18 protein-coding genes are annotated in these 17,919 nt (G+C 42.0%); 10 read left to right on the top strand and 8 right to left on the bottom strand.

Annotated features, from left to right (window positions below; genetic code table 11):
* The first annotated feature begins 353 nt into the window (after positions 1-353).
* The 6 genes from LU361_RS10515 (at position 354) to LU361_RS10490 (ending at position 4,178) form a co-directional block, all read left to right on the top strand.
* The gene (locus tag LU361_RS10515) at positions 354-893 is read left to right on the top strand and encodes a hypothetical protein (RefSeq protein WP_233088800.1); all 540 of its coding nucleotides are present in this window, start codon (positions 354-356) and stop codon (positions 891-893) included.
* Between the two features lie 10 nt (positions 894-903).
* Positions 904-1,062 (top strand): hypothetical protein, encoded by a 159-nt coding sequence (locus LU361_RS10510; protein ID WP_233088799.1) that lies wholly within the window; start codon positions 904-906, stop codon positions 1,060-1,062.
* A gap of 19 nt (positions 1,063-1,081) precedes the next feature.
* Complete coding sequence (locus tag LU361_RS10505; protein WP_233088798.1) at positions 1,082-1,261, top strand: hypothetical protein; 180 nt, start codon at positions 1,082-1,084, stop codon at positions 1,259-1,261.
* Positions 1,262-1,816: 555 nt separating this feature from the next.
* A complete protein-coding gene (locus LU361_RS10500; protein WP_286206469.1) occupies positions 1,817-2,860 on the top strand; it encodes a YaaC family protein in 1,044 nt (347 codons plus the stop codon).
* Positions 2,860-3,384, top strand: coding sequence for a hypothetical protein (locus LU361_RS10495; protein WP_233088796.1), 525 nt, complete (start codon positions 2,860-2,862; stop codon positions 3,382-3,384). The genes LU361_RS10500 and LU361_RS10495 overlap by 1 nt, the downstream gene beginning before the upstream one ends.
* A gap of 71 nt (positions 3,385-3,455) precedes the next feature.
* A complete protein-coding gene (locus tag LU361_RS10490) occupies positions 3,456-4,178 on the top strand; it encodes a BRO-N domain-containing protein (RefSeq protein ID WP_233088795.1) in 723 nt (240 codons plus the stop codon).
* Between the two features lie 241 nt (positions 4,179-4,419).
* Here the strand turns inward: LU361_RS10490 and LU361_RS10485 are convergent, their stop codons facing one another.
* Complete coding sequence (locus LU361_RS10485; RefSeq protein ID WP_233088794.1) at positions 4,420-7,233, bottom strand: FAD-binding and (Fe-S)-binding domain-containing protein; 2,814 nt, start codon at positions 7,231-7,233, stop codon at positions 4,420-4,422.
* Between the two features lie 166 nt (positions 7,234-7,399).
* Here LU361_RS10485 and LU361_RS10480 point away from each other — a divergent pair, with 166 nt between their 5' ends.
* Positions 7,400-8,329: a LysR family transcriptional regulator gene (locus LU361_RS10480; RefSeq protein WP_233088793.1), complete on the top strand. Its 930-nt coding sequence runs from the start codon at positions 7,400-7,402 to the stop codon at positions 8,327-8,329.
* 139 nt (positions 8,330-8,468) lie between these two features.
* On the opposite strand, the gene LU361_RS10475 is transcribed toward LU361_RS10480, so the two are convergent.
* The 7 genes from LU361_RS10475 to LU361_RS10445 all read right to left on the bottom strand — a co-directional run bounded on the left by LU361_RS10475 (position 8,469) and on the right by LU361_RS10445 (position 14,892).
* Positions 8,469-9,179, bottom strand: coding sequence for an iron-containing redox enzyme family protein (locus LU361_RS10475; RefSeq protein ID WP_233088792.1), 711 nt, complete (start codon positions 9,177-9,179; stop codon positions 8,469-8,471).
* Positions 9,180-9,181: 2 nt separating this feature from the next.
* Entirely contained in the window at positions 9,182-9,691 is a 510-nt protein-coding gene (locus LU361_RS10470) for a GNAT family N-acetyltransferase (protein WP_233088791.1), read from the bottom strand.
* Entirely contained in the window at positions 9,669-10,541 is an 873-nt protein-coding gene (locus LU361_RS10465; protein WP_233088790.1) for a hypothetical protein, read from the bottom strand. The genes LU361_RS10470 and LU361_RS10465 overlap by 23 nt, the downstream gene beginning before the upstream one ends.
* 586 nt (positions 10,542-11,127) lie before the next feature.
* On the bottom strand, positions 11,128-11,961 hold the full coding sequence (locus LU361_RS10460) for a hypothetical protein (RefSeq protein ID WP_233088789.1): 834 nt from the start codon (positions 11,959-11,961) through the stop codon (positions 11,128-11,130).
* A 272-nt stretch (positions 11,962-12,233) separates the two neighbouring features.
* Positions 12,234-13,892 (bottom strand): chaperonin GroEL, encoded by a 1,659-nt coding sequence (gene groL / locus LU361_RS10455; RefSeq protein ID WP_233088788.1) that lies wholly within the window; start codon positions 13,890-13,892, stop codon positions 12,234-12,236.
* 58 nt (positions 13,893-13,950) lie between these two features.
* Positions 13,951-14,241, bottom strand: coding sequence for a co-chaperone GroES (locus LU361_RS10450; RefSeq protein ID WP_233088787.1), 291 nt, complete (start codon positions 14,239-14,241; stop codon positions 13,951-13,953).
* 174 nt (positions 14,242-14,415) lie between these two features.
* The gene (locus LU361_RS10445) at positions 14,416-14,892 is read right to left on the bottom strand and encodes an FxsA family protein (RefSeq protein WP_233088786.1); all 477 of its coding nucleotides are present in this window, start codon (positions 14,890-14,892) and stop codon (positions 14,416-14,418) included.
* Positions 14,893-15,482: 590 nt separating this feature from the next.
* Here LU361_RS10445 and LU361_RS10440 point away from each other — a divergent pair.
* The 3 genes from LU361_RS10440 to LU361_RS10430 all read left to right on the top strand — a co-directional run bounded on the left by LU361_RS10440 (position 15,483) and on the right by LU361_RS10430 (position 17,878).
* Positions 15,483-16,184 carry a DUF481 domain-containing protein gene (locus LU361_RS10440; protein WP_233088785.1) on the top strand — a complete coding sequence of 234 codons (702 nt, stop codon included), beginning with the start codon at positions 15,483-15,485 and terminating at the stop codon, positions 16,182-16,184.
* Positions 16,184-16,486, top strand: coding sequence for an MGMT family protein (locus LU361_RS10435; RefSeq protein ID WP_233088784.1), 303 nt, complete (start codon positions 16,184-16,186; stop codon positions 16,484-16,486). The genes LU361_RS10440 and LU361_RS10435 overlap by 1 nt, the downstream gene beginning before the upstream one ends.
* 81 nt (positions 16,487-16,567) lie before the next feature.
* Positions 16,568-17,878 (top strand): AmpG family muropeptide MFS transporter, encoded by a 1,311-nt coding sequence (locus tag LU361_RS10430; RefSeq protein WP_233088783.1) that lies wholly within the window; start codon positions 16,568-16,570, stop codon positions 17,876-17,878.
* The last annotated feature ends 41 nt before the right edge of the window (positions 17,879-17,919 follow it).

Genomic DNA, 17,919 nt, shown 5'->3' with positions numbered 1-17,919 from the left:
AAAATGATGATATTTTTGAAACAGATATAGCTTCGGCGTGAAATACAGAATAATGAATTGTATGCCAAAAAACTCGAATTCAGAAATTACAGTCTTATTTTATGAGATATTTTCCTCAAACAGGTATAATAAATGAGTGCATATTCACGAAAAAACGACGTAGCAGTAGTTCAGTTCATGTGATTAGAAATAGAATGCATTTTGGATTTTAATTTCGCCCTTTGATCTCCAAAAAAAGAAAACAAAGACATTAGAAATCACACGCAAAAAAATTCTATTACGGACTAAATGCGGTGTAACTCGTCTAAAGTGCGGTGGTATAATTTCAACTGAAAATACAGGAACGAGAAATCATGCAAAAAAGAATGACGTTTCCGGAATTCAAAGAAAAATATTCCAATTATAGGGAGCAAGTATATAAAGCAGTACCTAATGTTATTAATATGCCACATGTCAATCTTACACCTATTAATAATGAAGCGTTAGCTCAAAATACTTCTTGGCACTCATCCGGTAGAATACCTCCGAATGGTGGATGGGATTGGGAATCGTGGGTAAGCGACTATAGAAGAAAGCACCATAAACGCTTCGAAGCTGCAATATGGTACGGAAATCAGCTTTGCGGCTTATGCTTGGGAAAAGCCTCAGGGGAAAACATTCACGTTCGACTTGAAATTCTTGAGGGATCTCCTAATTACAGACACCCTTTACGAGGAAGGATTGCTTTTATAGCATTAACAGCTACAGAATTATATGGATATGCTTGTGGAGCGAGCCAAGTAAGAATAATCGATCCAGTTCAGGGTGCAATAAATTCATATAAAGCATTAGGCTATGCACTGAAGTCCGGCAACAAGAATGAACCAAGGTATCTAGTTAAAAATTTAACTTGAGGGTAAATGAATGAGTAATTCTTCAAAAAAAGATAAAATAAAAGATGTTTCTGAGATAGAATTTTCACAAAAACTTAAAGAGTATGCTAAGAAAATTAAGAAAGCAAATAAGCCACTTATACCAAACGAACCCATAGGTCATATAAATACAACCAAAGCAATTGACTAACTTAGTGAGGAATTCTTCTATGAGCGATGATTGTAGCAATAGTAAGAAAGAGTTGAGCGAAACCGAAGGTATCGAACGACTAAATAAGAAAATTAAAGAGTTGAAAAAAAGAAATATCACGCCACCAATTGATGAAGATGAACCGACTGGGTTGTTATCAGGCGGCCCAGAGCATTTAGACCTTGATAACGAGAAGTAGCTAGAAATTTCAACAGAAATTAGTATTACTCGAACTGTAGACTGTAGTGGTTCGATATTTTTATAAATAAAGACCTGGTGTTGATCGTTATCCATAGTTTGAACACCGATTTTCTCTGTTTTGATTCTTATAAATCACTACAAAACCGAGGACTTTTTGCTCGAAATGAGTGCAGCGAAAAAACTCTTAATACATAAACGTAAATTTTACCTAACAAATTAATAATTAAAACAACTATAAACAGAAAAGAATCATAACTGATTTTTCGAAGAGATTTAATTAATACTTCTGAATTCTGGCATTTTATAATCAACCAAATTTATAAAATAGACTGTTACGAATTTATAAAAAATGTACTGACATCAAAAGATGAATTCAATGCCAAACACATCGAAATATAACCTTGATAGATATTACAGGGTTACATGGGGAGACACTTCCCCAAACCAAGTCTAACAGTGATAATACATTCTGGAATGTGTATTGAATTAGGAAAAAATTATTAGGACATTTATTAAACCGTTAATCTTCTACTCCCAATAACAAATAAATAATATGTCAGAGATTATACAAATAAAACTGAAAGGGAAGGAAATACGTCCACACAAATCTATCGTGTCCCCCGAGCTAACGGCCAGAAATGTACTTACCAATAGCCCCTGGGACTTTGTTGATCTGTGGATGAAGAAAGAAAAGCAGAAGAACGCGTTGTTTTACTGGAATCAAGCTAGGGTATTTCATGAAGCGTCAAAGGGTTTACCTACACAGTCAGCCCCACTTCTACACTATTACTCCTTTATGAATGCCGTTAAAGCCCTATTAACTACTAAAGGTATTAAATTTATAGAACAACATGGTGTTGTAGCCAATAACTTACGTAATCCGGGCAGTAAAATTAGCCTTACAAATGAGGGAGTAAAAATAAAAGAAAACGGCATATTACCGTCACTATCCACATATTATGGCGAACCAGAACAAGCCACTAAATTTAACTTGAAAGAGTTGTTATTTAACTTGCCGTACATCCATCGGACCTACTGCTTAACTTACCCATCACAAACGGATATGTTCATCCCCATAAAGGATGCGGAATTTGTCGTCGATAAATCAATTAAACGAGCATATTTTAGAGCCAAGCTCTCGAAAGATTTCTCAACCACACAGGTTATAAAAAGATTACCACCAGCTTTCACTCAAACCATCGATCAAGGAATAATTTGTTCCTCGGAAACGGTATCGTTTTTACGACCTGGAAAACCTACAGCTACTGATATTAATAACCTTCTAAGTCTTCACAAAACTCTACGTTACGACTTGCAGTACATTAATGGAGCCCAAACTTTATGGTATATAAAGTCTAAGGTTTCAGGACCCAAAAGAATCTCTAAACTACCTTCAACTTTAACGCTTGCAGCGATGCATAGATTAAGTGAACTGAGTCGATATAAACCTCTAGAACTTGATTCTTTTCTGTCAGGGCAAAAAAACTGGCTTCTGAGTGAATTTATACAACAAGCGCCAAATCAGTTTTTCGATGAAATAGCTTCCGAAATTACAGGGTATCAATTTCTAATACCAAATGTAAGGTCTGCAACCTAATGAACATCTACCTAGCATGTGCCCTAACACACGTCCCTGAATACTCATTTGAAGAGTACTCCAACCTACTAGTAAGCATTGCTGAGTACTTAACTGCTTCTGGTAATAAAGTTAAATATGCTCTTGCAAACAGCGATCCCCAACTGGCAAATCGAGAAGAATCCTGTAAAGCAGGACTATGTTATCAGTGGGATAGAGACATGGTACTTTGGGCTGATTTGATAGTAGCTGAGGCTAGCTTTCCTTCAACAGGAATGGGAATCGAACTCCAATTAGCTGACAGCAACGAAATTCCAATTGTAATGTGCTTTAGGCCTGATTCAAGCTACAAAGCTAAACCAAAAAAATATAGAGGTATTGATAATATTGATCATGAGTTGCAAATAGGTGAAGGTTATATTTCGTTGATGGCATTAGGGCTTCCATCACTACAAAAGATAATGAAATATAATTCCATAGAAGATCTATTTTACCAACTAGATAACGTAGATTTAAACCTAATAGGTCAAAGCACTCAGACCTAGAAAAACTGAAGCAGTATTTAAGACGTTAAATCTTTTTCAAACAACTACTTTCATCAAAACAAGGAAAAAAAATGAGCAACAATCAGATATTATTGTCGTACCCAGACTCAGGAAATCAAATAAGAACAATTACTGAAGAATCCGTAATTTACTTTTCTCTTATTGATGTCGTTAAAACTCTAGCGGAACAAAATACTCAAATTGCTCAAGGAGGTAAGGGAGACGGCCTTAGTGGAATGATAAAGGCTCAAATTGAAGTCCTTGAAGAAGATGAATGCATAGACGTTCAAGGTGAGTTGTACGTAACAGAACCAGGTCTTTTTCGGATTATATTGAGAGATAACAGTGCTGCTTGTAAACGTTTTCAACGCTGGGTATTACATGAAGTATTACCATCGATTCAGAAATATGGGACTTACCCGCCTCCGCTAGTAGAGCAAAACTCTGATGTTAAGCGAATCGTTCAATCATTATTGATGGAAATTGAGGAAAGAGAAAAGTTAGAACAAAGAACAAAAGAGCAATTTAAAAGGCATGAAAACATGCTAAATAATTTAAGTAAACAAATTGCGAATTCATCAACACCTCAAACTTCACAAAAATTTATCTCAGTTTCGGAATACTGTGAATCAAATGGAATTGATTTGTTTCATGAGCAGCATATTTTTGGTTGGTGCCTAAAAATAATCGCCGAAGAAAGTGAACCAAGCAGCAAACAGCTAGTTGATGGAAAAGAGGTTTTACATTTTCCTGAGCATGTTATCGCGAAAGCCAACAAAAATAGAACCGCTTAATTTGTTCTTAGTTGTGCAAGTAATTTCAGGTAAAAACACCTTCCTACTTTAGCAGCCAACTTTTGGAGCTATTATAGTTACTCATGAGAAAACAGCCTGAAAAATAACAACTAATAATAAATCCCACGTTTATATTTAATACACCCTACCCTATCCCTCCAAACCACAACGGGTACTTAAGCCACTAACAAATCCCTCTTTAGAATAACTCAAACACCCATCTATCGATTTTCCCATTAATTTAGTTTTTCGCTTCGGTGCATTGGTCTACCAAATAAACAATGGATTGATAATCAATGCCCGAATGGTGGCTTAATCCTATTTCGCAGGTGCGGCTGGTGGAATAACCGGTGTTACAATCTTTTACTTGGTCTGCCAGTGTGCTTAATGCCGATTCATTTAATTCTGGTGTGCTAAAACCTTTATCACCGGCAAAACCACAACAAGTGATTTGATCAGGAATAACTACGTTGGTGCTGCACGCTTGCATTAATTCTACAATTTTTTGGTCGAGCCCCATTTTACGTGCGGAACAGGTAATGTGTAGGGCGACTTTTTCGTCGGTGGGGGTAAAGTTTAATTTATCCATCATAAAGGTATGAATAAAGTCGACGGGTTCGAATAATTTAATCCGCGAATCTAGATGATCTTTTAATTGCATGGTACACGGGCTGGTGTCGCAATAAACTGGGATTTCACCGTTGTTGCTGGCTTCAAGCAAATTGTTAATAGTCTCTTCTGCTTTTGCGTCGGCTTGGTTAAACATACCTTTACTTTTAAACGGCATACCGCAACATTGATTTTCCAAGTTGTTAGGATAAATCACTTCAAACCCTGCTTTGCGTAACAGCGCTTCGGTTTTTTCTGCCAGTGGTGTTTGTTCTTTGGCATCGCGTGCGGGGCCCATGGTTCTGCTCGAACAACTGGGCAAATAAACCACTTTAAACTTAGAGTCGGTTGCTGCCGGGCGATCACTGGCAATTAATTTTGGTGCCGGTGTTGGCATTTCTGGGCTCCAATACCCCATTTTATTGCCCGACAATTTACGTGCGGTGCGTGTAACGGTGCCCATGACCTTACTGCCCAAAACGCCGTGGCTGACATTGGCAACACCAAACGCGGCTTTGGCGACACTGGTTACGGTACCAAAATGATCGGCAATCCATTGCGAAACCCCTTCGCGGTCGGCGTTACGATCGTGACGAAGTTGTCGCACTAAATCGCCGGTATTAATTCCCACCGGGCATACTGTTGAACATAGGCCGCATCCGGCACAGGTATCGATGGCCATGTAATCGTATTCGTCGGCAAATGTTTTTTGATTTTCGCCATCCAATAACGATAACTCGCGTTTACCAATAATGCGCTGACGAGGGCTGAGTGTTAAATTTTTCGACGGACACATGCGCTCACAAAAACCACACTCAATACACTGGTCAACAATATCGCTCACTGCACCCATTGGTTTTAAATTGCTGATATGAAGCTTAGGGTTGCGGGTGATCATCACGTCTGGATTGAGAATGCCTTGCGGATCAAAAATACGTTTGATCTCCAACATAATGTTGTAGGCTTCTTCGCCCCATTCTTTGCGCACGAACGGTGCCATATTACGGCCGGTTCCGTGTTCGGCTTTTAAAGAGCCATCGTATTTATCCACGACCACATCGCACACCTCGTCGATAAAACGTTCGTAGCGATCAATTTCTTCTTTATTGCTGAATCCTTGAGAGAAAATAAAATGCAGGTTTCCGTCTAGAGCATGACCGTAAATAACGCCGTCATCGTAACCGTATTTTTGCATCAGATTTTGCAAATCAACCAACGCGTCTGCCAGGGTTTCGATGGGAAAAGCGACGTCTTCGATCAGCGCAGTTGTACCTTTTGGCCGGGTTGCACCCACGGCGGGAAAAATACCTTTACGAATGGTCCAATAGGCTTGGTACTCTTCGGGTTTGTCGGTAAAACTTGCCGGAACCACTAATTCTAGATCGTCGATTTCTGCCAAAATGGTCGCCACGTCGCGCTCTAAATTTTCTCTCTCGTCGGCTTCGGCTTGAACCAAAATAGCGGTGGCGCCTTGGGGTACGTCGGCAATGTAATCGGGTACGCCATCCATATCTTGCACTGCTTTTAGTGCGTAGTAATCAATCATCTCGGCGGCGGTTACCGGCGTGTTGTTCATTTTAAAGCGCATAACCGCGGTACTTGCGGTTCGGATATCAGGAAATACCAAAAACGCAGACGCTTTCAATGGGTATTTGCGAATGGTGTTGTGAGTAATTTCTGAAATAAAACCCAGGGTGCCTTCCGAGCCGATCATCAATCGAGCGATCATGTCGATGGGATCGTCCCATTCGAGCAGTGATCGCAAGCCGTAACCGGTGGTGTTTTTCACTTCGTATTTACGCAATATGCGCTCGCTCAGCGCGGTGTTACTGCGCAATTGCTGAGAGAGCATCGACACTTCCGCAATCATGGTGGCGTGACTTTCTCGGAAAGCATTACGGCTTTCTTCGGAGCCTGTATCGAGCACCGTACCATCGAGGAAAACAAAGCGCGCCGACTCCATCACGCCGTAAGTGTCCATAGAGTTCATACCGGCGGCATTGTTAATGGCAATACCGCCTACGGTGGCGGCGTCAATCGACGCAGGCATGGGCGCTAGCTGATATTGCAACGGCGCGAGGTATTTGTTGGCATCACTGCCCAAAACACCACACTGCATACGAATCTTTTTACCGTCTTCTAGAATCTCATAGTCTTTCCAGTCCGGCGTTAATCTTAAAAGAATCGAGTCGGTAATTGCTTGCCCCGACAAACTGGTGCCTGAAGCGCGAAAGGTAATGGCAAGACTCAGCTCGGTTGCCAACGCCATCAAACGAATGACTTCATTTTCATTAGCAACTTGAACGATCACTTTCGGCAACAACCGATAAAAACTGGCGTCGGTGCCGTAGGCTAATGTGCGGAGATAATCCGTGATGATGCGATCTTGAGGAATGAATTCGGCAGCGCGAGTTTTGAATTCTTCGTACTTGGCGGAGTCTGGCATGTCGTCACCTTGGGGCTAAAACGTAGTTATTATGATTGGCGACAGATTAACGGCATTCCTATATATTAATTAATAAGCAATAATGAATTTGATTGATTCCCTAAGTTGATTAATAAGCCGTTTTTTAATAAGCATTGACTAATAAGAGTGACCAATAAGAGCCGTCATGAGTAATCTCGATGATATGCTACTGTTCGTTCAAGTAGTTAAACAGAAGTCGTTCCGGGCCGTCGCAGACCAAGAAGGCATCGCCAGTTCTGTGGTTAGTAAGCACATATCGCGTTTGGAAAAACGCCTCGGTGTGCAACTGCTGACGCGAACAACACGCAAACTGAATTTAACTGAGGCCGGTGAAGAGTTTTATGACCACTGTCTGCAAGTGGAAAACGGTATTAAGTTGGCGGAGCTGGCGGTTTCAGAACACACCAAAGAGCCCAAAGGCAAACTGAAAATTTCTGCGCCAATTGTTTCTGGCCATTATTTTTTGCCGCGCGTGATTAGTGAATACCTTAAACAGTATCCGCAAATGCAGGTAGAGATGGTCATTGAAGACAGCTTTCAAGATTTGGTTTCTGCAGGGTTTGATCTGGCCATTCGCACGGGCACATTATTGGATTCCAGCTTGCGAGCAAAGCTTCTGGTGATGTCGCACTGGAATGTGTATGCGTCGCCGAATTATTTAAAAGAATTTGGTCGCCCTGACAGTATTTTTGATTTGGAAAAACACAACTGCCTGCAATTCAGTTATCAAGAAACAGGCGCCAACGAATGGCCCGTTACGGTGGATGGCAAAGCCGACAGCATTCGTATTACCGGTAGCTTTCAGGCCGACTCACTGGTAACTCTACGTGAAGCCGCGTGCATGGGAATTGGCCTCGCATTTATGCCGGTTTATCTTGCTAATAATCAAGTGAAATCCGGAGAGTTGGAACCGGTTTTACAAGACTATATATACCGCGAAGTGGGCATTTATGTGGTTTATCCCAACATTCGCTATGTGCCGAAAAAAATCAGTGCATTTATTGAAATTTTAACTGAGCTTTACGCTGAATACAGTTATTCGTTTCAACACAATCTTCAAAAATCGGATGATTAAAAAGCCTTTGATTTACCTATAAATTAACCGATTTAAAATAAACGTACCTGAAACTCACAAAAGCTCGATAAATTCCGATTTATCAACGGACAAACCGGAATTTATTGCTACGCCTTTTTGACTTATTGGTAAATCGTTTTTAGGCCGCTTTATCGACGCTCGACAAATACTTTGGTGACCAGCCGCTGAGATAACGGCTGAGAGATTCATCCAATAATTTTCCGGTTAAATACAAGGTTGTATCCGCAACCTGGGCTACCGCCTGCATTTCTTCTTTGGTATGAACAAAGCCTGCGATGGCTTCTTCAACTTCCTCGGAATGCTTTTCATCAATGGTAGAATGCGCGACAAAAAAGCTCATGTCTTTATCAACCAACTGTAAGTCGGTGCGTATTTTTGTCAATAAACCATCGATATAACCGTAGCAGTCTTCGGCCCAAAAGCTGTACCCTAATCGGGCTTTTGCGCCTTGATTAAGTGCAGTTTGATAAATAAACGCGGTTAGCGCGTTGGTTGGCGGTAGCGGTAAAGACTCAACAACCACGTCTGGATCAACGCCAACGCGTTTTAAATCGGCAAGCACCATGTTTTCATGACCTAGCTCTTCGAGCGCGTGCTTGTATGCGAATTTCAACAAACCACGATCTTCGGGTGACGTTGCATTTGCCGCAACAGCTTGGTTAATCGAGTTATGACGCGTGTAATGATACAACTCGTACATAAAACTGGCGTAAAGGTCTTTATCCATTTGATTTTCACCAATGTAGGTAAAAAAAGCACCTTTATAAATCGATTCCCAACGATTTTTTACCAACACATTAAGTTCATCAATAAATGCAGTTTCAGCCATCTTTAAATTTCCTTAAGAATTAAATTATAGTGTTTACCTGAAATATCAAACTCGCCAACCACTGAAAAACCGAGCCTTTTATACAGACTCAAAAATCGACTCACACTCGATGCAACAATCGTATGGCAACTGGTTTCTCGCCCCATCCATTCGATGGTATCGACCAGATAGGAATAAGCCGCATCACCGCGGCGATAATCTTTTATTAATACCAACCGATTTGCTTCAAAACAGCCAAATGGATTACTGACGCACTCAACTATATTTGAATGCAACTCAGTGAACGTTAACCCGTGCCCTAAAGGACTGAATCGAATACCGCCAACAACGTTATTGTCGTTATAAAAACCAAGACTGTACGAACACCAATCGCGGTGCTCTTCCCTGCGTTCAATGTTTATTTCTTTACCCGGGTTTTTCCCCAACAACTGGTTTTTTATCAATTGAAAATCTTGATAGGACGGCGACGATGGTACTATTTGGTGTATTTTATAAGGAATATTTTCGTGCATCGATCACCCTTGCTGATTGCCACGTAGATTCAACGCCTTGATAAAAACCTTGATTTAACCCACCTGAAATGATCACCGTTGCGCGAACGCCCAGCTCTTTGTAAACATTCGTCTCAACTGACTTTATAAACTGTTTTTTATCAGCGATTTTTTCTGAGTCGATTTCCATACGAATAATCACAGTGTTATTTTTGCAAACCATCAAGTGGTAACTTAAAACATGAGTCACACCCTGCAAAATCGCTTGCTCTACCTGAACATTGGTGAAAGCACAGCGGTCTAAATTCAATTCTCTTGAAGACTGTTGATTCAAATTTGAATCAGTATCAACCGTTAAATCAACATTACAAACAAGATCTAAACCCCAGATTGATTTTAAATTTTTTATCATTGCATCAGATATTGAAAATCCATCAATCATCAACGCTCTAACACTGGAAATACTGCTGAGGTTTACGCCTTTTTGGTGAGTAAAATCAGCCAAAAGCAAAAAACTGTTAACAGACGCGATAATTACCGATACTTTTTGGCAAAAAATCAATTCCAACAAAAACTCTAATGATCGATGATTGGTTAGAGACTTAATATATAAGAAAGAATCATCTTCAGAATAAGAAAAAGAACGGCTGTAATTGACCAATACTTTTTTAGCATCCACCTGAAGACTTTCAAAATCAGACGTTGGCCACGGAAACTTTTTATCATCCGTATGGCTGAAATAAAAAATACTGTCAGCACAACCATCATCGATAATTTTCTTGAATACAACAGGATAAAAATCATTAACACTCTTAGATTCAATAGATGAATCTATTATTTCAAGTTCTGCTCGACATGAATTTAATCGCATAACTGTCACCCACAACCCAGACACGCCCGTTCAGCACAGCGCACGGAATTTAATAACGTATTTTTACGAATTAGAAACTTCGGGAATAACGAGAGACGGAACAATAAATCAAACAAAAGAAAAAATGCAGATCATTTAATCGAACTCTGTGTTTTGTTTTTTTAAACGCCAAGCAAACAGGAAAACCAAACAGTAATCAGTTCACAATTTCGATAATTTTCACCTACAAAAAACTGTAACTTCTTTTTAAAAAGCAATAAAGAAGTCATAAACACAAAAAAGTTAAAATTAAAAATTAAATAAAAAAAGAAACCAAAACAAGAAAAATTCTTTTAACGTTAAATCAAATAATTTTATACATTTATAGAACATATATCGCCAAGCAATAAAAATACGTCGGCAACATTTGTTTTTACAAAAATTTCAGGCGTTTAATCAAGAAGGAAAGAAAAATTTTGAAAAAGTGAGAAATTCAATCAAGGAGAAAATAAGGCAGGGCATTTATTGACAAAAACACTAAGTTATAACCATTTATTTTTTAAAACTTTATCTAAATAAACGGTTATAACTGACTGAAAAATTTGAATTACTGTACGGACACTTTCTTTTGCAGATCTACCAACTGGCGATTGATATTCAATCGGTAAGCATCAATCGCATCGATAGCCTCTTCGTTATTGGTAATGCGGCTGGTTAAATCGTCTATTTTGGCAAGCTGAGATTTTAAGCTGGCAATTTGTCTTTCGAGTGATTCAATATCGCCGTTATCACTGACAAGTTCGGAAAGCACTTTTTGCTCATCGGCAAGAGAACTTAGGCTTGATTCAATATCGGTAAGACTCGCTTTCTGTGATGACTCCAAAGATTTGATTTGCGCCAGAGCTTGTTGATCGCCTTTGTCGATTTTACTGGAAACCGCACCGAGGGCACTTTTGTTATCGCTGATGGCTTTGCGATTCACATTGCGTGTATCCCACAATTTGCGAATCTCAGACTCGGCGAATCTCAATTCGGCGGAGGTTTTCTTTAAGTTCGCCTGCAAAGCGGTCACTGATTGAGTCGACTCGTCATCGGAAAGCTCTAAGCGCTGCTCAAGACCGACGATTCGGGTTTCGGCATCACTCAGTGCGGTGCGGGTTTCATTGAGTTGCCAAAACGCGAACGCCGCAAGCCCCAGCCCCATCACACCAACAAATAGGGCAAAGCCCGCTAATGCCCCACCCCCAGATTTTTGAACGACTACCGGAGCAGCGGCTGGTGCAGCTTGCGCAGACGGTCTCGACGGTTTTTCGCCAGCTTTCGCAGCACCGGGATTGGGAGCCGCTGTTCGCTGCTTGGGTTTTGCTTTTCTTTGCGGCTCGTCGTCTAAGGCAGTATGGATATCAGAAGATAAAGTGGGTTCTTTTCTGGACTGCACCATAATGCGAGTATTCCTGTAACTTTAGATAATGAGTGTTAATTAATAACTTGATAGTAAACCAAATTTTTCGTGATTGCTGGTTAGAATCTACACCACGATCTTAGTTTCACCAAGATTCAACCGTGCTTGTACCAAAAGCCTTAATGCTTTGAATCAACGTGAACGCCACACGTGATTTTTAGGTACAAAAAAAGGCCCTTGAATGAAGGACCTTTTTTGACAGCAGGTAAACATAAGCTTGCCTGCTGGGGAACAGTGCCGGAAAGCGTGATTTACATCATGCCGCCCATGCCACCCATTCCGCCCATGCCACCCATACCTGGCATACCACCTGCGTCTGCGCCGCCGTCTTCTTTCGGAGAATCAGCAACCATTGCTTCGGTGGTGATCATCAAACCAGCGATAGAGCCCGCCGCTTGAAGTGCAGTACGAGTTACTTTCGCTGGGTCAAGAATACCCATTTCTAACATGTCGCCGTACTCACCAGTACCTGCGTTGAAGCCGAAGTTGCCTTCGCCGTCGCGAACGTTGTTAGCAACAACAGACGCTTCTTCACCAGCATTGGTAACGATTTGACGAAGTGGTGCTTCCATTGCACGACGTGCAATTGCGATACCTGCGGTTTGCTCTTCGTTGTCGCCTTCAAGACCAGCAATCGCTGCAACAGCGCGAACCAACGCAGTACCACCGCCAGGAACCACACCTTCTTCAACCGCAGCGCGAGTTGCGTGAAGTGCGTCTTCTACGCGAGCTTTTTTCTCTTTCATTTCAACTTCGGTTGCTGCACCAACTTTGATAACTGCAACGCCGCCTGCCAATTTAGCAACACGCTCTTGAAGTTTTTCACGGTCGTAATCAGAAGAAGTTTCTTCTACTTGCGCACGGATTTGAGCAACACGCGCTTGGATTTCACCAGCGTCGCCAGCACCGTCAACGATTACAGTGTTTTCTTTGTTCATGGTAACGCGCTTAGCAGTACCTAGGTGCTCTAAAGTAGCTGCTTCAAGGTCAAGACCAACTTCTTCAGAGATAACAGTCGCGCCAGTTAGAGTCGCGATGTCTTGCAACATAGCTTTACGACGATCGCCAAAACCAGGCGCTTTACACGCTGCAACTTTAACGATACCGCGCATGTTGTTAACAACCAATGTTGCCAACGCTTCGCCTTCAACGTCTTCAGCGATGATAACCAAAGGCTTGTTGGCTTTTGCAACGTTTTCTAGAACTGGAAGCAGCTCGCGGATGTTGGAGATTTTCTTGTCAACCAACAACAATAGCGGGCTTTCCGCTTCAACAGTCATGTTGTCTTGGTTGGTGATGAAGTAAGGAGAAAGGTAACCGCGGTCGAATTGCATACCTTCAACAACGTCTAGTTCGTTTTCTAAACCAGAACCTTCTTCAACGGTGATAACACCTTCTTTACCTACTTTTTCCATTGCTTCTGCGATAACATCACCAATGTTGGCATCGCTGTTTGCAGAGATAGTACCTACTTGAGCGATAGACTTGGTGTCTTCACATGGCTGAGCAACAGAACGGATGTTTTCAACAGCAGCAGCAACGGCTTTGTCGATACCGCGCTTAAGATCCATTGGGTTCATGCCCGCAGCAACAGATTTCAAACCTTCGTTTACAATCGCTTGCGCCAATACGGTTGCAGTGGTGGTACCGTCACCTGCGTCGTCAGAAGCTTTAGAAGCAACTTCTTTAACCATTTGTGCGCCCATGTTTTCGAACTTGTCTGCAAGCTCGATTTCTTTTGCAACAGATACACCGTCTTTAGTTACGGTTGGAGCGCCGAAAGATTTGTCTAGAACAACGTTACGACCTTTAGGGCCAAGGGTAGTTTTAACAGCGTCAGCAAGAATATTTACACCCGCAAGCATTTTTACGCGAGCGTCATCACCGAATTTTACGTCTTTAGCGGCCATTACTTTTTCCTTAATTTAAACTTTTTCAGATTCAAACGTAGTGTTTGCAAGCGGTGAATTAGACAACAACCGCTTTGATATCAGATTCACTTAAGATGAGAAGCTCTTCACCGTCTACGTCAATAGTGTCGCTGCCTGCATACTTACCAAAAACAACGATGTCACCAACTTTTACATCTACTGCGCGAACTTCGCCGTTATCCAAGATACGACCGTTGCCTACTGCTATAACTTCACCTTGGTTAGGCTTGTCAGTAGCGGAACCTGGCAACACGATACCAGCAGCAGTAGTTTTTTCTTCTTCCTTGCGGCGAACCACAACACGATCGTGTAAAGGACGAATGTTCATTTTTCATGTCTCCTGAAGTATTAAGATGACCCGTAATCACGGATTATCTGTGTCTGCGTTTATCAAGTAGATAGGGCGGAGCTTCCGCCAAACTTGGCTCTGGCCATTCTTTGCCAAAAGCCATTGAAACTCGTGGTTGAGAAAATGGGGATCACCGGAATGATTTCAACACCTTCAAGGCAAAAAATTTTGATTTTTTTCGTCTTTGTCGGATTTATCGTGATCTTGGTGGCTAAATTCGCCTTCGTAGGTATTTCCTTGGCGATAACGACTGTGGGCGCTAAAGCGATCGCCTGACAGAGCACCAAATTTACGCAGGATAAAACCAGCCAGTGCACCGCGCACTCCGGGAATGAGCAGAACAATACCGAGGGAGTCACTGACGAAGCCGGGAATTAACAAAAAAATCCCCGCTAAAAATAACGCAATACCCTCAAACACTTCTTTTGCTGGCGACTCGCCCTGGGCCATTTTTTCCTGAGCCCGCACCAGCGTTTTTAGCCCCTGGCGCTTAACCAACGCGATACCAATAATTGCCGTCAGCAGTGTGGCTGCAACGGTAGACAAAGCTCCGATTTCATCACCAATTTGAATTAAAACCCAAAGCTCGGTGATAAAAGCCGAAACAATAAAAAGAAGAATTAGGGGCACTGTGATCCTCGATTTCGTTATTAAAATTGCACCCAGACGACCAGTTTAGCAAAACTTTACATCAAAAAGACCTAGACCCTAGCCAACATCCGGGATGCGTTGGAAAACCCGTAGCTAGATAATTGGGGCAAATTCACAATGATCAACAGTTAAAAACGAATCGACGTATTTGTAAGGAAGCGACTGTTGTTTCCAACAATCAGGTTCAGAACAGATAAAATATTCATTCAAGGTTAATTGGGCCATTTCATTGCTAACACTCGCCAGTTCGCAAACACATCCTATAATTTTTAGTGAATTTCTGTAGTGAAGTTTTATGGATGCGATAAACTCCCCCGCCAAAATCTGCATCTGTGAACCGATCAATCGTCACAAGTAAGAACACAAAGGCGTTACTCAATGCAAACTCGCTTCTTACACTGCCATTGTGATTGGCACAGCCACTGGGCAGAAATTCGATTTCTACAGGAAATTGTTTACTATCAATATTTGATTTTCATGAAAGTTTAATTTTGGCAATTTCTTGCATGATGATCCAAAGATTAATCTAAGTTAGAACACACGGCGGTTCTCGACAGGAGTTATGTTTTATGCGAGCCCTTTTTACATTTTGCACCCTATTACTGACCTTATCCCCCACATTGGTTTCCGCCCAATGGGACGGCGTTGGCGAGGCTGGGTTAATTATTGTCGATGGTAATTCGCAATCAAAAACTTTAAATACCACTATAAAGCTGAGTAAAGCCAGTAAAAGATGGGAACACTCTACTGAACTTGCGGCAACCTCCGCAGAAAGCGAAAGTGAAAAAAGCGCCGAATCCTACACAGCCCAGTGGGATACCAAATTTCTCTTGAGCGAAAGGCTTTTCTTGTTTGGTGATATTCGTTATTTCGACGACAAGTTTGATTCTTTCGATTCCATCAAAACTGGCGGTGTCGGTGTTGGTTATAAGGTGTTGTTGTCAGAAAAAACACAGTGGGATATTTCCTCCGGTATTGGTTTTCGAAAAACCGAACTCGAAGATACCGGTGAGAACCAAAGTGGCTCAACGTTCTTAAGCACATCAACGTTTAGCCATCAGCTGACAGAAACCACCACACTCACCAACGACACTCGTTTGGAATCTGCCGCTGACAATACCTTTGTCCAAAACAAACTCGGCCTGAATGTTGCGATTAATTCGTCTCTGGCGCTAAAGCTCGGTTACGAAATTCGCTACAACAGTGAACCTGCCGAGGGTGATGAGAGTCAAGATACTATTACATCAGTGAACCTTGTTTATAGTTTCTAATGGATTCTCCCGAAATACTGTCTCTTTACGCCCAATTAAATAAGGTACCTAAAGGTACCGTCGTCACCTATGGAAGCTTGGCAAAAATGATTGGCAAACCCGGCGGCGCTCGCTGGGTGGGCTATGTGCTCAAAAATTTACCCGAAGAGACAAAACTGCCCTGGCACCGAGTGATCAACAGCCAGGGCAAAATTTCCCTTCCGGGAGAGAGAGGCGAAGTGCAAAAAAGGCGGCTTAAAAAAGAAAACGTGGAATTCACTAACGATAGAGTCAGGCTTAAAGCCTATCATTGGAATCCATAGCTGAGGTATTTTCAGCCAAATCGCCCTCTTCATTTCGAGTCTGAACAAGCTCAATTACCGTTATATTCATCGAGTCAATGTATGCATAACACCTGGAAAGATTCATTCAAGCTCTATCTCGATAAAAGGATGGCGTGGATTTTTCTGATGGGGGTTTGCAGTGGCTTTCCCGCTGCTTTAATAGGCAGCAATTTAAGCGGTTGGCTCAAAGACTCCGGTATCAGCCGAGGAGACATTGGCCTTTTGGGCTCGGTTTCTCTGGTTTATGCCATCAATTTCCTTTGGGCTCCGCTGCTCGATAAATTCCGTATACCGGTTTTTAATCGATTTGGTACTCGTCGCAGCTGGGTACTACTGTCGCAGACCTTTATGCTGTTTATTTTGTTGGCGATGGTAACGGTTAATCCGGCCAACGAATTGTTTATTTTCGGCGTACTCGCCTTTTCTATTGCCTGTTGTTCAGCAACGCAAGATGTTGCCGTCGATGCGTTTCGAATTGATCAATTCGGTAACAATGAAGCGGAAAAATTTCCCGCCGCCGCCGCAATGAGCGTTATCGGTTGGTGGACCGGTTATTCCGGGCCTGGGTATTTGGCATTTTCCAACGCAGATGCGCTGGGTTGGAACATGGTGTATCAATTGATGATCGTCGTGTTGATTGTTTTGATGCTCGCGGTCATGGCCATTGGTGATAATTCACCCGACCGAAGTAAGAATACCGCTACGGTTACCCCCGCAAACAACACGCCTTCCCATTGGTTTTATGAGACTCTGGTTCAACCCTTTGCCGAATTTTTCACCCGCAACGGCGTTAGAATCGCACTAACACTGCTTCTGTTTATTTTCCTTTTCAAAATCGGGGAAGCGTTCTTGGGCCGAATGTCGGTGGTGTTTTATCGAGAAGTCGGTTTCAGCAACGATCAAATTGCCACCTACAGCAAAGCCTTTGGCTGGTTTTTAACCGTTATTTTCACCTTGTTAGGCAGCCTATTTAACACACGCTTTGGTGTCATCAAGGGCTTACTGATTGGCGGAGTTGCCATGGCCTCAAGCAACTTATTGTTCGCTTTGATTGCTAAAGTCGGGCCGTCGGAATCTCTGTTTGCCATCACACTGGTGGTGGATAACTTCACCGCAGCGTTTTCATCCGTTGCTTTGGTGGCTTTTTTGTCCGCCATTACCGGGCGAACATTCAGCGCCAGCCAGTACGCGCTGTTTGCATCCATTGGTAATTTTGGACGAATCAGCTTAGCCGGAGTAAGTGGTCACACAGTAGATTGGCTTGGCAGTTGGGAGCTTTTCTTCATCATGACGTCAATTATGGTGTTACCGAGCCTACTTCTGCTTGTGAGTATTCGAAAAAAACTCGCCGCAATCATTCAAAATGGCTGATCACCATTTCAGCAAAATTCCTTAAGAAATTTTGCCCTGTC

Source organism: Sessilibacter corallicola (assembly GCF_021290925.1).
Classification (GTDB): Bacteria; Pseudomonadota; Gammaproteobacteria; order Pseudomonadales; family Cellvibrionaceae; genus Sessilibacter; species Sessilibacter corallicola.
The sequence above is the reverse complement of the archived record's forward strand: the minus strand, read 5'-3'. Positions and strand labels throughout refer to the sequence as shown.

Coding starts and splice junctions, on each gene's coding strand:
- LU361_RS10500 (WP_286206469.1), top strand. CDS start 1,817: ATGTCAGAGATTATACAAATAAAACTGAAAGGGAAGGAAATACGTCCA.
- LU361_RS10490 (WP_233088795.1), top strand. CDS start 3,456: ATGAGCAACAATCAGATATTATTGTCGTACCCAGACTCAGGAAATCAA.
- LU361_RS10480 (WP_233088793.1), top strand. CDS start 7,400: ATGAGTAATCTCGATGATATGCTACTGTTCGTTCAAGTAGTTAAACAG.
- LU361_RS10475 (WP_233088792.1), bottom strand. CDS start 9,179: ATGGCTGAAACTGCATTTATTGATGAACTTAATGTGTTGGTAAAAAAT.
- LU361_RS10485 (WP_233088794.1), bottom strand. CDS start 7,233: ATGCCAGACTCCGCCAAGTACGAAGAATTCAAAACTCGCGCTGCCGAA.
- LU361_RS10470 (WP_233088791.1), bottom strand. CDS start 9,691: ATGCACGAAAATATTCCTTATAAAATACACCAAATAGTACCATCGTCG.
- LU361_RS10440 (WP_233088785.1), top strand. CDS start 15,483: ATGCGAGCCCTTTTTACATTTTGCACCCTATTACTGACCTTATCCCCC.
- LU361_RS10435 (WP_233088784.1), top strand. CDS start 16,184: ATGGATTCTCCCGAAATACTGTCTCTTTACGCCCAATTAAATAAGGTA.
- LU361_RS10430 (WP_233088783.1), top strand. CDS start 16,568: ATGCATAACACCTGGAAAGATTCATTCAAGCTCTATCTCGATAAAAGG.
- LU361_RS10495 (WP_233088796.1), top strand. CDS start 2,860: ATGAACATCTACCTAGCATGTGCCCTAACACACGTCCCTGAATACTCA.
- LU361_RS10505 (WP_233088798.1), top strand. CDS start 1,082: ATGAGCGATGATTGTAGCAATAGTAAGAAAGAGTTGAGCGAAACCGAA.
- LU361_RS10450 (WP_233088787.1), bottom strand. CDS start 14,241: ATGAACATTCGTCCTTTACACGATCGTGTTGTGGTTCGCCGCAAGGAA.
- LU361_RS10465 (WP_233088790.1), bottom strand. CDS start 10,541: ATGCGATTAAATTCATGTCGAGCAGAACTTGAAATAATAGATTCATCT.
- LU361_RS10510 (WP_233088799.1), top strand. CDS start 904: ATGAGTAATTCTTCAAAAAAAGATAAAATAAAAGATGTTTCTGAGATA.
- LU361_RS10515 (WP_233088800.1), top strand. CDS start 354: ATGCAAAAAAGAATGACGTTTCCGGAATTCAAAGAAAAATATTCCAAT.
- groL (WP_233088788.1), bottom strand. CDS start 13,892: ATGGCCGCTAAAGACGTAAAATTCGGTGATGACGCTCGCGTAAAAATG.
- LU361_RS10460 (WP_233088789.1), bottom strand. CDS start 11,961: ATGGTGCAGTCCAGAAAAGAACCCACTTTATCTTCTGATATCCATACT.